The sequence below is a fragment of the Mameliella sp. CS4 genome, from assembly GCF_019392335.1.
Classification (GTDB): Bacteria; Pseudomonadota; Alphaproteobacteria; order Rhodobacterales; family Rhodobacteraceae; genus Antarctobacter.
On sequence record NZ_JAHXRQ010000018.1, the window covers coordinates 1 to 14577 of the forward strand.

11 protein-coding genes are annotated in these 14577 nt (G+C 65.4%); 7 read left to right on the forward strand and 4 right to left on the reverse strand.

The window, feature by feature from the left end; translation table 11 throughout:
* Nucleotides 1-219: hypothetical protein (locus KZZ07_RS18810; RefSeq protein WP_219516417.1), on the forward strand; the 219-nt coding region annotated here is incomplete at its 5' end.
* Nucleotides 220-331: 112 nt separating this feature from the next.
* A complete protein-coding gene (locus KZZ07_RS18815; RefSeq protein WP_219516419.1) occupies nt 332-793 on the forward strand; it encodes an NUDIX hydrolase in 462 nt (153 codons plus the stop codon).
* Nucleotides 794-844: 51 nt separating this feature from the next.
* On the opposite strand, the gene KZZ07_RS18820 is transcribed toward KZZ07_RS18815, so the two are convergent.
* Together KZZ07_RS18820 and KZZ07_RS18825 are read right to left on the reverse strand one after the other, a co-directional pair.
* Nucleotides 845-2185, reverse strand: a complete 1341-nt coding sequence (locus tag KZZ07_RS18820) for a cytochrome-c peroxidase (RefSeq protein WP_255564449.1) — start codon at nt 2183-2185, stop codon at nt 845-847.
* Between the two features lie 211 nt (nt 2186-2396).
* Nucleotides 2397-2891, reverse strand: a complete 495-nt coding sequence (locus KZZ07_RS18825) for a flavin reductase family protein (RefSeq protein ID WP_219516537.1) — start codon at nt 2889-2891, stop codon at nt 2397-2399.
* Between the two features lie 342 nt (nt 2892-3233).
* On the opposite strand from KZZ07_RS18825, the gene KZZ07_RS18830 reads away from it, so the two are divergent.
* The 4 genes from KZZ07_RS18830 (at nt 3234) to KZZ07_RS18845 (ending at nt 12424) form a co-directional block, all read left to right on the forward strand.
* Complete coding sequence (locus KZZ07_RS18830) at nt 3234-7625, forward strand: Ig-like domain-containing protein (protein WP_219516420.1); 4392 nt, start codon at nt 3234-3236, stop codon at nt 7623-7625.
* Between the two features lie 87 nt (nt 7626-7712).
* Nucleotides 7713-9029 carry a TolC family protein gene (locus KZZ07_RS18835; RefSeq protein WP_255564450.1) on the forward strand — a complete coding sequence of 439 codons (1317 nt, stop codon included), beginning with the start codon at nt 7713-7715 and terminating at the stop codon, nt 9027-9029.
* A 17-nt stretch (nt 9030-9046) separates the two neighbouring features.
* On the forward strand, nt 9047-11242 hold the full coding sequence (locus KZZ07_RS18840) for an ATP-binding cassette domain-containing protein (RefSeq protein WP_219516539.1): 2196 nt from the start codon (nt 9047-9049) through the stop codon (nt 11240-11242).
* The gene (locus KZZ07_RS18845; protein WP_219516421.1) at nt 11243-12424 is read left to right on the forward strand and encodes an HlyD family type I secretion periplasmic adaptor subunit; all 1182 of its coding nucleotides are present in this window, start codon (nt 11243-11245) and stop codon (nt 12422-12424) included.
* 170 nt (nt 12425-12594) lie between these two features.
* Here KZZ07_RS18845 and dtd read toward each other — a convergent pair whose 3' ends face one another.
* On the reverse strand, nt 12595-13038 hold the full coding sequence (gene dtd / locus KZZ07_RS18850; protein ID WP_219516422.1) for a D-aminoacyl-tRNA deacylase: 444 nt from the start codon (nt 13036-13038) through the stop codon (nt 12595-12597).
* Nucleotides 13035-13934, reverse strand: coding sequence for a carbohydrate kinase family protein (locus KZZ07_RS18855; RefSeq protein ID WP_219516423.1), 900 nt, complete (start codon nt 13932-13934; stop codon nt 13035-13037). The genes dtd and KZZ07_RS18855 overlap by 4 nt, the downstream gene beginning before the upstream one ends.
* 171 nt (nt 13935-14105) lie before the next feature.
* Between KZZ07_RS18855 and KZZ07_RS18860 the strand changes: the two genes are divergently transcribed.
* Entirely contained in the window at nt 14106-14519 is a 414-nt protein-coding gene (locus tag KZZ07_RS18860; protein WP_219516424.1) for an Hsp20/alpha crystallin family protein, read from the forward strand.
* Nucleotides 14520-14577: the final 58 nt, after the last annotated feature.

Genomic DNA, 14577 nt, shown 5'->3' on the forward strand with positions numbered 1-14577 from the left:
GGGTCTGGGTCTGATCATGTCGTCCAGCTACCACGCTGGATTCACGACATGAATCCCTCACCCGGTTTATGCAACAGGGCCACGGACGGTGCCGCCGAAGCACTGAGCCGTGTTACCCAGGAGGGCGATGACGCGGTCTTTTACGACACCGGCGTGCGGATAATCCTCATGGATCGCGACGTGGACAGCCTGACCGGGGAGATGTTCACACTTCTTTAGGGGTGGCTCCCGGCCCGCCGAGATGCGATGCCTGAAGACGAAGGGCTTTTCAGACGGGGGGGACGGCGAGGGGAGACGCCGCGCCGCCGGGCATTTGAGGTGGGAGGTTTTCGTGCCGGGACAAGGCGAGCAGATAGCCGCTCTGCCGATGCGCAGGGACGCCAGGAACCAGGTCAGGGTCCTGATGGTGACATCGCGCGATACCGGGCGCTGGGTCATGCCCAAAGGCTGGCAGATGGATGGCAAGAAGCCCTGGCGCGCGGCAGAGATCGAGGCATTGGAAGAGGCAGGCGCGAAGGGCCATGTCGGGACCGAGATGATCGGCACCTACAGATACGGCAAGGTCATGGACGATGGCAGCGTCGTGCCTTGCACGGTCGAGGTTTACCCGATGTTCGTGGACAAGCTGCTGCGCGACTGGAAAGAACGCAAGGAGCGCAAGCGCAAGTGGTTCACCCCCAAGGCGGCGGCTCAGCGCGTCGACGAGGGCGAGCTGTCCGAGTTGCTGCTGCGCCTTCAGAAGAAGCCGCACAAGGAACCGGCCATCCGCAAGCTGATCGACCGCATGAATTGAACGCGGCGGACGGACCGCGGGTGCCCGCGCTCTGTCCCGGCCCCCGGCGCGTCAGTCCACCGGCAGGCCGCTGGGCACCGTGTCGGGGCGTCCCATCGGGCGCTTCTCGGCGGTTTCGCCAGTCAGCGCGTTCAGGAAGGCCTCAAGCGCGTCGATATCCGTCTCGACCATCTCGACCGGGGAAATGTCCAGGTAGGCGACCTGCTGCGCGGTCTCCAGCACGTCACCGACAAGGGTAAAGTCGCGTTCGTTCAGCCAGGACACGTCGGGCAGGCGCGCCATGCCCGGGGCCCATTCGCTGCGGGCGGTAAGCGGGTCGCACATGTGCCGGATCATGGCGCGCAGCGTGGGGTAGGCCCCGTTGTGGCCATAGGGCGCGGTCAGGGCCACGTTGCGCAGCGAGGGCGTGCGGAACTTGTAGGCATCCTCGGGATTGCGGGTGGTTTCCATCCGTCCCAGGTCATGCGGCATGGTATCCTCGCCAAAGGGCCGGCCCGGCCCGAACTGGGGAACCCCCACGGCGTAGAAGTTCTGGTCGGTAAAGCGGGGTCCGTTGTGGCAGCCGGAACAGCCCGCATCCCCGAAAAAGAGCTGACGGCCGCGTTCGGCCTCGGGCGAGAGCGGCGTGCCCTCTGTCAGCCATTTGTCGTAGGGGCTGTCATAGCTTTGCCATTCGGTGCCGATGAAAGCGGCGATGGCATTGACGATTTCGACGATGGTGATGTCGTCGGGGTCATGCACATCGGGATAGCTCACCTCGAACAGGCGCTGGTATTCCGGCACGTCGCGCACACGGTCGGCCAGCATGGCCCAACCCAGGTCGATGCGTTCGGCAAAGGCGGCGCTGACCGGGTTTTCGTCCGGGTGCCCGGCCATTTCCGTCGGAGAGCTGATCGGGAACAGGGCCTGCGCCGCAAGCAGAGAGTTCAGCCCGGCGGGCGTGTATTCCTTGGCCGGTGTCTTGAAGGCGACATAGCCCGCGCCGATCCGCTCGACCCGACCGTCGTGGAACATCTCGCGCACCTCGCTGTGCCCGAGGTTCCACAGGGCGGGCGCGTTGCGGGGCACCCGTTCGGCGATCCTGTGGAGGCCCTCGCCCGGGGTCCGGTCAGGGCCCAGCCCGGCGCCGCCTTCGCCGATGCCCAGGCTGATGCCGTCGGCCCCGTGCAGGCTGTGGTGGTGGCAGGTTGCGCAGCTGATGTTCTGGTTTCCGGACAGGATCTTGTCATAGAACAGCAGGCGGCCAAGCTCTGCCTGCTGGGTGTCGAAGTCGAGAAAGTCCTGCGCAAGGATTGTATCCGACCGCGTGGGCGTGGGCATCAAGGTGGCCAGGGCGATCAGAAGGGCAGGGGCCGAAAGGCGCGGGAAAGAGCGATAAAATCTGAGGATCATGCCGAACCTGTTTTTCAAATGCCGAGTGTGTCAGCGGATAACAAAACTGTGAGCAATCCGGGGCCGCTTGGCAAGCTTTGGAAAAGACGGGAATTTCCCGAACCTTCTTTCACCAAGGGATACAAGGGCTTTCTGTAACGGAAATCGCTCCCGGTCCGGGCGCATCGCTGAAATTGCCTGCCAATGCGGCTTCTTGCGGCGATCAGGGCAGTCAGTCAGCGGCAAAACCGCCGTAGCGCCCGCCCTGAAACAAAAGCGGTGCGCCCTCACGGGCGCTGACCCGTTCGACATGGCCCAGCAGGATCGAGTGATCGCCGCCATCATGCGCCGCCGCCTGGCGGCATTCGAAACGCGCAAGGCAGCCCTCGATCAGCGGCACACCGGTCGCGCTCGGACGCCAGTCGAAGGCATCAAAGGCATCGCCGTCGCGGGCGAAGGCCCGGCAGAGATCGAACTGGTCCGCGCCCATGACATGGATCGCGAACCGATCAGCCGCCATGAAGAACGGATAGCGCGACGAGGATTTCGCCGGGGCCCAGAGCACCAGCGGCGGATCGAGGGAGACCGAGGAAAAGCTGTTGGCGGTGATGCCAAGCGGCCCGGTCGTCGTGGCGCAGGTGATCACGGTCACCCCGGTGCCGAAACGGCCCAGGGCATCGCGGAAGGCGCGGCCATCAGTCTGTGCGGGATCGAAGTCTTGCGTCATCTGGCTCATATCGCAGCCGGGTCCGCCTTGGCCTTGGGCGGAGAACCCGACATCCTTTCCTGGCTGGCCGCGGGCACCATCCTAGATGCGCGCGTCCCGGTCCACCCCGTTTCCGGACGGAAAGGCAGGGTGGACAAGGGCAAACGCGTCCCGTTGGCAGGCGCCACATTTTTGCCACAACTCGTGCCATATTTGGCGCATGGCGCCCCGGTTTCGCCCTCATATCGCCCGAATCGGGAAATTCTCTGTAGCGAGAGCGTCAAAAATCGGTTAATTCGCAATGAGAAATAACAAGTCCGCCACATAAAAATCAGGCGGACACTGAGGTAGAGCGGTGTGATTATGAACGCGATTAGATTCGTGACCCGTACTCGTGCGGGCATTTTAGAACGTGGCGAAGTCAACGGCGAGGGTAAGGGTTACCTGATCGACGCCTCCGGCGGCCAGGAAATCTCCCTGAACATCAGTCAGACGGATGTGCGCGGCTACGACCGTGCCGCGAATGACCTGCTGATAACCCTGGCCGATGGCCGTGTGGTTGTGCTCGAAAATTACTTCGACGGCGGTGATGCGGGTGGCACGCTGTATCTCAGCGCATATGGCATACTGAACGAGGTCACATTCGTCGAGGCCGATGGCGGGGCGCTTTTCGCCCAGTACGGCCCGACCGAGGAATGGGGCAAGTGGAGCCCGACCGACGCGCTCATCTTCATCAACGAACCGACCGTGGTCGCAGAGGCGCCGGTGCCCGTGGACGAAGGCAACGAGGTCAGCATGCTGGCCGCCGGCCTGATCGGCATGGGCGGCCTTGGTGCCGCGGGGCTCGGCGCGGCCGCGCTGGGCGGTGCCGCGCTGCTGACTGGCGGCGACGGTGACAGCGGAGGCGGTGGAGGCGGCGGAGGCGGCGGTCTTGTCTGGACCCCGCCCACAGTAGACGACCCCGACGCGGATTACGCCATCGACGGCGGCGACACGCCGGGCCTTACGATCTCCGGCACGGCCACCCCCGGGTCGATCATCGAGATCACCATCGGCGGCATCACCCTGACCGGTGAAGCCGATGAGGATGGCATCTGGAAGATCGTATTCGATGGTGAGAATTTCCCGCCCGATGGCAGCTACACGGACGTCCCGGTAAAGGTGACGGACCCGAACGGGACCGTGACCCATCTTGACGGTCCCTCTTTCGTGATCGACACCACCCCGCCGCCGGTCGACGTGACCGATGGCACAGTCTCTACCGGCGATCTTGTCAACGACGATGACCACCAGGACGGGGTCACCGTGACCGGCGAGGGTGAGCCCGGCTCGACCGTGACGATCACCGTGGACGACAGCACGCAGACCACGGTCGTCGACGAGAACGGCAACTGGTTCTTCGACTTCTCTTCGGCGCTTTTCCCGCCGGGCACCTACGGCAAGGACATCACCCTTGTCGCCACCGACGCCTTTGGCAACAGCACCACGGTCTATGACGTGGTGCAGGTGGACACCGAGAACACCATCAAACTGACCAACATGCCGCTGACCGGCGACAACGTGATCTCCGACGGAGAGGCCGCCGCAGGCGTGACCTTGACCGGGACGACCGATGCCGGGTCGACCGTCACCGTGACCATCGATGGCGTGACACACAGCGCGACCGCCGATGCCGGTGGTATCTGGAGCGTGACCTTCGCCCAGGGCGATCTGGCCACCGGCACCTATTCCACCACGGCGCAGATCGTCTCGACCGATCCGGCGGGCAATATCGTCACGATGAGCCATGCCTTCGACGTCGACACAGAGACCGGTGTGACCGTGAACACGGGGATCGTCGGCGGCGAAGGCGTGATCAACGCAGGCGAGGCCGATGCAGGTGTCGCCGTGACGGGCACGGCGGAACCGGGCGCCACGGTTGTCGTCTCGACCAACGGTCACAGCTATACGACGACGGCCACCGCGACGGGCGGCTGGTCCGTCGACATTCCCTCTGTCGACCTGCCGCGCGGCACGATGGCGCTTGAGATCAACGCAACGGCCACTGACCTGGCCGGCAATACCATGACCGCCACCGGCAGCGTCGATATCGACACCGAACTGGCGCTGACACTCGATGCCTCGTCCATTGCGGTGGACGGTATCGTCAACAGCACCGAACACGCGGGGATGATCGCCTTTACCGGCACCGGTGAACCGGGCGCGACCGTGACGCTGGACCTGTATGGCGAGACGGCCACCGCTGTAGTCGGTGCCGATGGCACGTGGTCCATGCCCTTCCCGGCCAGTGTCCTGCCGACCAACGCGGGGCAGGCGGACAGCATCGCGGTGCTGGCCACCGTCACCTCGACGGATCCGGCGGGCAACATGGCCTTTGCCTCGGGCGGGTTCGAAATCGACGTGACCAACCATGTCGAGGTCTACACCGCTTCCATCGAGGGCGACGGCGTGGTGAACGCCGCGGAACGTGCCGACGGTGTGTTGCTGACCGGCTATACCGAGGCGACGGACGCCGGGTCGTCGGTGACTGTCACGGTCAACGGCACCGCCTACGACGCGACGATCAAGTTCGACGGGACTTGGTCCGTGGTCCTGCCCGCCGCAGAGATCCCCGAGGGCGAAACCTCGCTCGACGTGCTGGCAACCTCCATCGACGGCGCGGGCAATGTGGTCACGGCCACCGGCACGATCGCCATCGACACGACAACCAATGTCGCCGTCATGACCGGTGGTGTCGAGGGCGACGGCGTGGTCAACGCCGCCGAACGCAGCGACGGCGTGACCCTGACCGGCACCGCCGAACCGGGCAGCACCGTCATGGTGACTCTGGGCACGGTGACACATCAGGCAACCGTCGCCGCCGACGGGACCTGGACCGCCGATTTCGCGCCGGCCGAGATCCCGGCTGGCGAGCGCGCGCTGAACGTCACCGCAACCTCGACCGATCCGGCGGGCAATACCGCCACCGCGAACGGCAGCATCGACATCGACACGCTGGTGCGCAACTTTGCCATTACCTCCACCCCCGGCGGGGCGGATGCGGTCATCAACGCCGAAGAGGCAGCACAGGGCCTTGTCCTGACCGGAACGACAGAACCGGGCGGCAGCGTGAGCCTGACGCTGAATGGCCATACCGTACAGGCGACGGTGGACGCGGGCGGCAACTGGACCGCCAGCTTTGACCCCGCCCACCTGCCAAGCGGCGAACAGACCGTCACCCTGACGGCGGTTTCGACCGACCCTGCGGGCAACTCGGAAACCATCACCAAGCCCGTCACCATCGACACCGAGGCGGGCACGCTGACCATCAGCCCCGACCCGGTCGAGGGCGACGATGTCGTGAACCTTGTCGAAGCCTCGGACGGGGTGACGATCAAGGGCACGTCGGACCCGGGCCAGGTGGTGAACGTCACGCTGAACGGTGTGACCCATGCGGTGCAGACCGATCCTTCGGGCAACTGGTCGCTGGACTTCGCCCCGGGAGAGATTGCGCCGGGCACCTATACCGCCGATATTTCCGCTACGATCACCGACAGCGCGGGCAACAGCCTGACGCGGACGGACAGCGTAAAGGTCGATACCGAGGTGCTGAACTTTGCCGCCTCCGGCACGCCGGTCGAGGGTGACAATGTCATCAACGCCGACGAGGCCAGCGACGGCTTTGTCCTGACCGGCACGACAGAGCCGGGCGGCACCGTCTCCGTGACCTTCGAGGGCGTGACCCGCGATGCCACGGTCGATGCCTCCGGCAACTGGAGCGTCGGGTTTGCGGCAGGGGACATCCCGGCGGGAGAAAAGGCCACGACCGCGGTCATCGAAACCACGGATGCGGCAGGCAATACCGCCACGACCTCTGTGGATTTCGACATTGATACAGAGGTCAACCTGCTGGCCATGTCCTCGGATCCGGTTACACCGGATGGCGTCATCAACGCGGCAGAAGCCAGCCAGGGCGTCAGCCTGACCGGCGTGGTGGAGCAGGGATCGACGGTCTCCGTGACGGTTGGCGGCATGGTGCATGTGGCCACGGTCGATGCCTCGGGGAACTGGTCGGTGGACATCCCGCCTGCGGCCATTCCCACGGGCACGCTGTCGGCCCCGGTCCTGATCGAGGCGGTGGACGCCGCGGGCAACACCCGCGCCATCACCGAGACGCTGAGCGTGGACACCGATGCGCCCGATACGCTGAACTGGACCGGCTATGGCCGTGACGGGGCCGGCGTGGACCTGATCCGGACAGAGATCACCGAGGACAATGTTTTCCTTGGCCAGCTGAGCGATCCGTCGGGAACTCCGGATGTGACGGCGGTTTCCATCGATGCCAGCACGGATATCGAGGCGATCGGCCAGACCTATATTGACCTTGACGGCTCTGTTGCCGATGGCACGCACCTGATTTTGGCGTCCACCGACGCGGCGGGCAATACCTCGGGGTCTTATCTCGTCACCGACGATCCGCTGACAAACACGGTGCTGATGTCCGACGACATCGCCGAGGCTCTGTCGGATTTCCAGATCGACACCATCGACCTGCATTTCGCAGAGGACAGCAACCTCACCATCACCGAGGCGCAGATCAAGGCGCTGTCGGAAAACAGTGACACGGTCACCATCCGTGGCGGATCCGACGACAGCGTGACGATCACCGGCGCCATCGCCGAGGGCAACGACGGCAACGGGTTCAACGTCTTCAGCCTGGGCGACGCGACCCTGTTGATCGAGGACGACATCACCCAGGTTCACGGCGTCACCTGACCGTATCAGTACCGTCCGCAGGCCCGGCGCAGAACCGGGCCGCGGATCCCGCTTCATAACCATAATCGCGCCGAGACGGGGGCACACATGAGGATAGGCAGGCACGGCCTGAGCATGATCGTGGTGGCGGTCGCGCTCTCGGGCTGCATGAAGGATATGGGAGTAGTCTCTCGATTCTCCGGCGGGACAAAACCGCCGGCGGAAGAGACCGTCGCGCGCGCGGCCTCCGCGCCGCGTCCCGATACCGCGCAGGTCGCCCCTGTCATCCATGCCTTGGCGCTGCGCGATACGGTCGTCGAACCGGGCACGCCCTATTCCAGCGTCGCCAATGCGGTCATCGCCTCGGACAACCGGGTGGCGGCGGCGGAACTGCAGGTCGCGCAACTGCGGGCCGAGGCGGCGAAATACAATTGGCTGCCCGCCATCGGACCGCGCATCTCGCTGAACTCGCTGGGCGATTTCGTGGCCGACCTGGTCATCAATCAGGTGCTTTTCGACAATGGCCGCAAAAAGGCCGAACGTGACCTTGCCAAGGCACATGTGGAACTGGCCGCCGTCAAGCTGGTCGAGGATGGCAACGACCGCGTGGACGACGCGCTAAAGCTCTATATCCGGGCCGAGGAAAATCGCGAACTGGCCGCGCATCTGGAGTTGGCGTTCAAGGACATGACCCATTTCGAATGGATCATGAACGAAAGGGTGCGGGGCGGAGTCTCGGACATGTCCGACCTCAACGTGCTGCGCCAGAAACTGGCCAGCATCCGCGCCCGCCGGGGTGAAGCGCTGGAAACCGCGCGCACCGCGCTCGAGGAACTCGACGCGATGGCGGGTCGCCCGCTGGCCGAGGTGCGCGGCCTTGGCGGGCTGCGCGATGCCTCGGGCGGGGCCGCGCTGGGTGTGCTGCGGGCGCAGGTCGAACGTGACATCGCCGTGGCCGAGGCCAAGATCGCCCGCGCCAGCCATTTGCCCGGCCTCGTGGCCAACGGGTCGGTCGGCGACAGCGGAACCCTGGGCAGTCTCGACATCGGGTCGGACTCGCTGTTTTCGCTGGGCACGGTGTCCGACTTGCGGGCCATCGAGGCCAGCAAGGAAGCCGCCGAACGCCGGATCGCCAAGGCGCGCGAAACGGCGGACCGCGCCATCCGCAGCCAGTCCAGCCAATTGGCCGCCTACACGCGCCAGGCCAAGGAGGCCGAGTTGCTGACCCGGCAGGCCAAGCAGAACCTCGACCTGTTCCAGCGTCAGTATGACGGCGGCCAGAGGCAGGTCATGGACGTGGTCGGGGTCTATGAAACCTATGCTGCCGCGCTGGAGACCGCCATCTCGTTGAAATACAAGGCCGCGCGCGCCGAACTGGAACTGGCCCGCCTGCGCGGTGCCCTCGCCGAAGGGGCGCAGATGTGAGCACGGGCATGTTCGATATGGCAGGAAAGGCCGGCAAGGCCATGTTGCGCGCCGTGCCCGCCGGGGCCGCCGCCAACGCCGCCCGCCGTGCCCCGCGCCATACCGACCGCGCCCGCGCCCGCGCCACGCTGATCCGCGTTCTGGCCGGGCGGCTTGGGATCGAGGCGAAACTCTCGGACATTCTCGAAGCCCTCTCGCCCCGCGCCGGCGAGGGGGACAGCTATGATGCCGGGGCGCTGACGGCGGGCCTGCAGGCCGCCGGGCTGATGGCCCATGCCGAAACGCCCGACAGCCTTGTGCCCGGGCTATGGCCCGCGCTGGCGCTGATGGCCAATGGCCAGGCGGTGCTGGTGCTCTCGCAAGAGGGGCACGGCCTCACCATCTACGACGAAACCGCCGCCTCGCGCCGGTCCGAGGTTTCCCTGGGTGAATTCGGCTCGGTCTTTGCCGGGCAGATCCTGCAAGCCGAGGCGCCGGTGCAGACCCTGTCCGAGGTACACGCCGCGACCGACCGGCAGGCGCATTGGTTCTGGGGTCAGTTCTCGCGCTTTCGCAAGCATTTCGCCGAGGTCGCTCTGGGGTCCTTCGTTGCGAATATCCTGGCCGTTTCGGTCGCGCTGTTCTCGCTGCAGGTCTACGACCGGGTGATCCCGCACCAGTCCGAGGCGACGCTCTGGGTGCTGGCCGCCGGGGCAGTGATCGCGCTGCTCCTGGAAGCGCTTCTCAAGGTCTCGCGCTCGCAGCTCCTGGACGGGGCGGGACGGCAGATCGAGATGGGGGTGCAAGGCCTGTTGATGAACCGCCTTCTGGGGATGCGGTCGGACCTGCCCGGGCGCTCTCCCTCGCAGCTGTTCGCGGCGGTGCGCGAATTCGGCTCGGTGCGAGAGTTCTTTACCGCCTCCACCGTGGGGGCGCTGGCGGACATTCCCTTTATCTTCGTCTTTCTGCTGCTGGTCTGGTCCATCGCGGGCAGCGTCGTCTGGGTCCTGATCGCGGGGGGACTGTTGATGGTCATTCCCGGCTTCTTCCTGCAGAAACGCATGATCCGCCTGACGCAGGAGATGCAGGGGGCCAGCGCCCGTCAATCGCGCCTGCTGCAAGAGGCCGTGGTCGAGCTGGACACGATCAAGACCCAGCGCGCCGAAGACCGCTTTGCCCGCGTCTGGGAGGAACTGAGTGCCGTTCAGGCGCTGAAATCCTCTGATCAACGCCGCCTGGCTGCCACCCTGACCTTCTGGAGCCAGGGATTGCAGCAGGCCACCTATGTGGGGGCGGTCATCACCGGCACCTACCTCGTCTTCGCCGGAGAGTTCACCGTCGGCTCGATCATCGCGGTCGGCATCCTGTCGTCGCGGACGCTGGCACCGCTGACACAGCTTGCGGGCATCCTGGCCCGCTGGGGCAACGTCAAGGCGGCGCTCGATGGGCTGGACGGGATCGCCAACGTGCCGCAGGACAGGTCCGAGGCACGCCACTACCTGCGTCGTGAACGCCTGCAGGGCCAGTACGAGCTGCGCGAGGCCAGCTATCGCTATGATCCCGAAGGCGCCGCCGTGCTGGACCTGGACAAGCTGACGATCCAGCCGGGGCAGACCATCGCCGTCCTTGGGGCCAATGGCTCGGGCAAGTCGACGCTGCTCAAGCTGCTGTCCGGGCTCTACGCTCCTGTCAGCGGCAAGATCTTGATCGACGGCACGGAAATGGCCCAGATCGAACCGCGCGACCTGCGCCGCGCCATCGGGTATCTGGGGCAGGAGGTGCGGCTGTTCCACGGCACCTTGCGCGACAACCTCAACCTCAGCCTGCTGGAACGCGACGATGACCGCCTGCTAGAGGCGCTGGATTTCGCCGGACTGGGGCAATTCGTGAAATCGCACCCCAAGGGGCTGGACCTCGACATCCGTGACGGCGGCGAAGGTCTGTCCGTGGGACAGAGCCAGTCGATCGGCTGGGCGCGGCTCTGGCTGCAGGACCCGGATGTCTGCCTTCTGGACGAACCCACCGCGGCGCTGGACCAGACGCTGGAAAAGACGCTGATCTCGCGGCTGGAAAGCTGGCTGGAGGGGCGCACGGCGGTCATTGCGACCCACCGCGTGCCCATTCTCAGCCTCGCCTCGCGCACACTGATCCTGTCGAACGGCCGCATGGCGATCGACGGGCCGCGCGACCAGGTGCTGGATCACCTGCGCACCGCACAGACGGGGACCGCGTAAATGGCAACCACGGCAACCAATCTTTCTGCGCAGCTGTCGAAGGACATCAAGGGACCGTCGCTGACGATATGGCTTTGTGCCGGGTCGGTCTGGGCCTTCATTATCTGGGCCAATTTCGCATGGCTGGACGAAATCGTGCGCGGCGATGGAGAGATCATCTCGTCCTCGCGCCCCCAGATCATCCAGAACCTCGAAGGTGGCATCCTGTCCGAACTCATGGTCAAGGAGGGCGACGAGGTGCTGCGCGGGGACGTGCTGGCGCGGCTGTACGGGACACAGTTCCGATCCTCGGTGGATGATCTGAAGGACCAGATCACCGCGCTGGAAATCCGCCGCCTGAGGCTGGAAGCGGAACTGCAAGGCGCCTCGGTGGTCGAGGTGCCGCGCGACCTCGCACAACGGTCGCCGCAGATGGTGGCCTCGGAACAGGCGCTGCTGGCGGCGCGGCAGTCGGATTACTTCAAGCGCCGGCAAGGTGCGGAGAGGGTGCTGGAACAGGCCGCCTCGGAACGGAAGCTGATGGAAGACCTCCTGGACAAGAAGGTGGTCGCTCTGATCGAGGTGACCCGCGCCCGCAAGGCCCATGCCGACGCGCAGAAGGCCTTTGACGAGATCGTTACCCAGACCGAACTGGTCCGGGCCGAGGAGTATTCGGAAACGCTCAAGGAACTGGCGACCTTGCAGCAGAACCTCAAGTCTTCGCAGGACCAGTTGAACCGGACGGTCCTGACCTCGCCCATGCATGGCGTGGTGAACAAGCTGTCGATCACGACCATCGGTGGCGTCGTGCGCCCGGGCGAGGAGATCATGCAGATCATCCCGGTCGACGAGGAGCTGTTTGTCGAGGCCAAGGTCCGCCCGCAGGACATCGCGGGTATCCGGCCGGGGCAGGAGGCAACGATCAAGCTGACCGCCTATGACTACACGATCTACGGTACGTTGAAGGGCCGCGTCTCGGTGATCTCTGCCGATACCTTCAAGGATGAGCGACGCCCGGAGTCAGAGCCGCACTACAAGGTCACGGTACGGGTGGACATGTCGGCGCTGACTGACCGCCAGGAGGCAATGGAAATCCGCCCCGGCATGCAGGCGCAGGCCGAGTTGCACACGGGCCAGAAAACCGTGCTGCAATACCTGCTGAAGCCGCTCTACAAGTCGCGCGAGGCCTTCCGCGAACCGTGACCCGATTGAGCCGCCTGCGGCGGCGCCTTGTATCTCGCCCGCCGCCTTCGGCTCTGGGCTCGGAGTCTTTTTGAGTATTTGTCGAGAGAAGAAACAGACGGCCGCGCCTTGGTCTTCTTCTCTCCGAAAATACTCTCGGGGGTGCGGGGGCTGGCCCCCGCATTTGCGCCCTATCCGTCGGTATCCATCCAGATGGTCACCGGCCCATCGTTGACGAGGCTCACCGCCATGTCGGCGCCGAACCGGCCGGTGGCGACGGGCAGGCCCTGCGCCTGCAGGGCGCTGGCAAAGTACTCGTAGAGCCTTTCACCTTCGGCGGGCGGTGCTGCGGTGGAAAAGCCGGGGCGGTTCCCGCGTGACGTGTCGGCAGCGAGAGTGAACTGGCTGACCACCAGCGCTGCGCCGCGGATGTCGAGGAGCGAACGGTTCATTCGCCCCTCTTCATCCCGGAAGATCCGCATCTTGGCGATTTTGGCGGAGAGCTTGTCAGCCTCCGCCTCGCCGTCGCCCTGCATGGCGCAGATCAGGACAAGCATGCCGGGCCCGATCTCGCCTATCGTGGCGCCGCCAACATCGACCTTGGCAGAGGTGACGCGCTGGATCAGCGCTCTCACAGGTCGGCCTCCCGGGGAGGATTGGCGCCGGCGCGGCTGACGGTGACGGCGGCGGCGCGGACACCGAGATCCGCCGCCTTGGCGAGATCCGTGCCCCATGCTGCGGCAAGCGCGGGGCGAGACAGCAGGCCGGCCCTGTGCAGGCCCGCAAGAAAGCCAGCATTGAACGTGTCGCCCGCGCCCACGGTATCGACCACCTCGACTTTCCGGGCCGGGACACGTGCCTTGCCTTCGCGGGTGATGACATCGACCCCCTCGGCGCCGCGTGTGACCAGAACCACTGCCGCGCCCTCGCGCAGCAGGGCGGCCGGTTCGGTGCCCAGCCAGTCCATGTCCTCGTCCGACAGCTTGACGATATCCGCGCGGGACAGCATCCGCGACAGGCGCGCGCGATAGGCGGCTTCATCGGTGATGAAGCCGGGGCGGATATTCGGGTCGATCATCACCACGCGGTCGCCGGCGCGGGCACAGAGCGTGGCATAGCTTTCGGCCTGCGGCTCCGAAACCAGGCTGATCCCGCCGAAGAACAGCGCGTCTATCCCATCGCCGAGCTCCGGAAGGTCAGCCTCCGACAGCATCCGCCCGGCGGTGTTCTCATCGTAGAAGGCGTATTGCGCCTGCCCGTTCGTCAGGGTGACGAAGGCCAGGGTGGTCGGTCGGGCCGAGCGCGGGCAGAGGCCGTAGTCGACCTGTGAGGCCGCCAGAGCCTCGGCCAGCATCTGCCCGAAGAGGTCCTGCGACAGCCCGCCAAGATAGCCGGACGGCGCGCCCAGCCGCCCCAGTGCGATGGCCGTGTTGAAAACGGCCCCGCCCGCATAGGGGGCAAAGGCCTGTTCCCCGGCGCCCGTCTCGCGGGGCAACATGTCGATCAGTGCTTCGCCGCAGCAGAGGATCATGGGCGCTCTCCCTGTTTGTTGTTTGCGCTAACTATACCGCGACACGCTCAGCGTCAAAGCCCGCGCGTACCAGACGCAACACCAGAATTTGCTTGGGATCAAGGACGCACCGCGCGGACGGGGGCAGACTCGGACCGTTATGACCGTCAATGACAAGAGGAGATGTTGGTCATGGTGGAATCGAACCAGACGGGGCTGATGCCCAATCTTTACGCCCCCTTTCGCCATATCCAGAACAAGCTGGCGGATTGGCTTACCCCCGCCTCAGACGCGTCCTCGGATGACGCAGCCTATCGTATCCGGATCGAATTGCCGGGTGTGGCCGAAGACGTCATCGATCTGACCGTCGATCAGGGGGTGCTGACCGTCTCTGGGGAAAAGTCCGAGACCCGCGAGGACAAGGGCGACACCTGGTATTTCTCGGAGCGCGAGTTCGGCAGCTTTCGCCGGTCGTTCCGCCTGCCCGGAGACGCAGATGCGGACAAGGCCGAAGCCCATGTGTTGAATGGCGTTCTGGAAATCACCGTGCCGCGCCGGGCCCCTGACAGCGGTGGCGGCAAAAAGATCGAGGTAAAAAAACGCTGACTGGACGGGGTTCCGGGGCATGGGCTACCTGAGGCGCAGGTCCATGCCCCGGATGAAA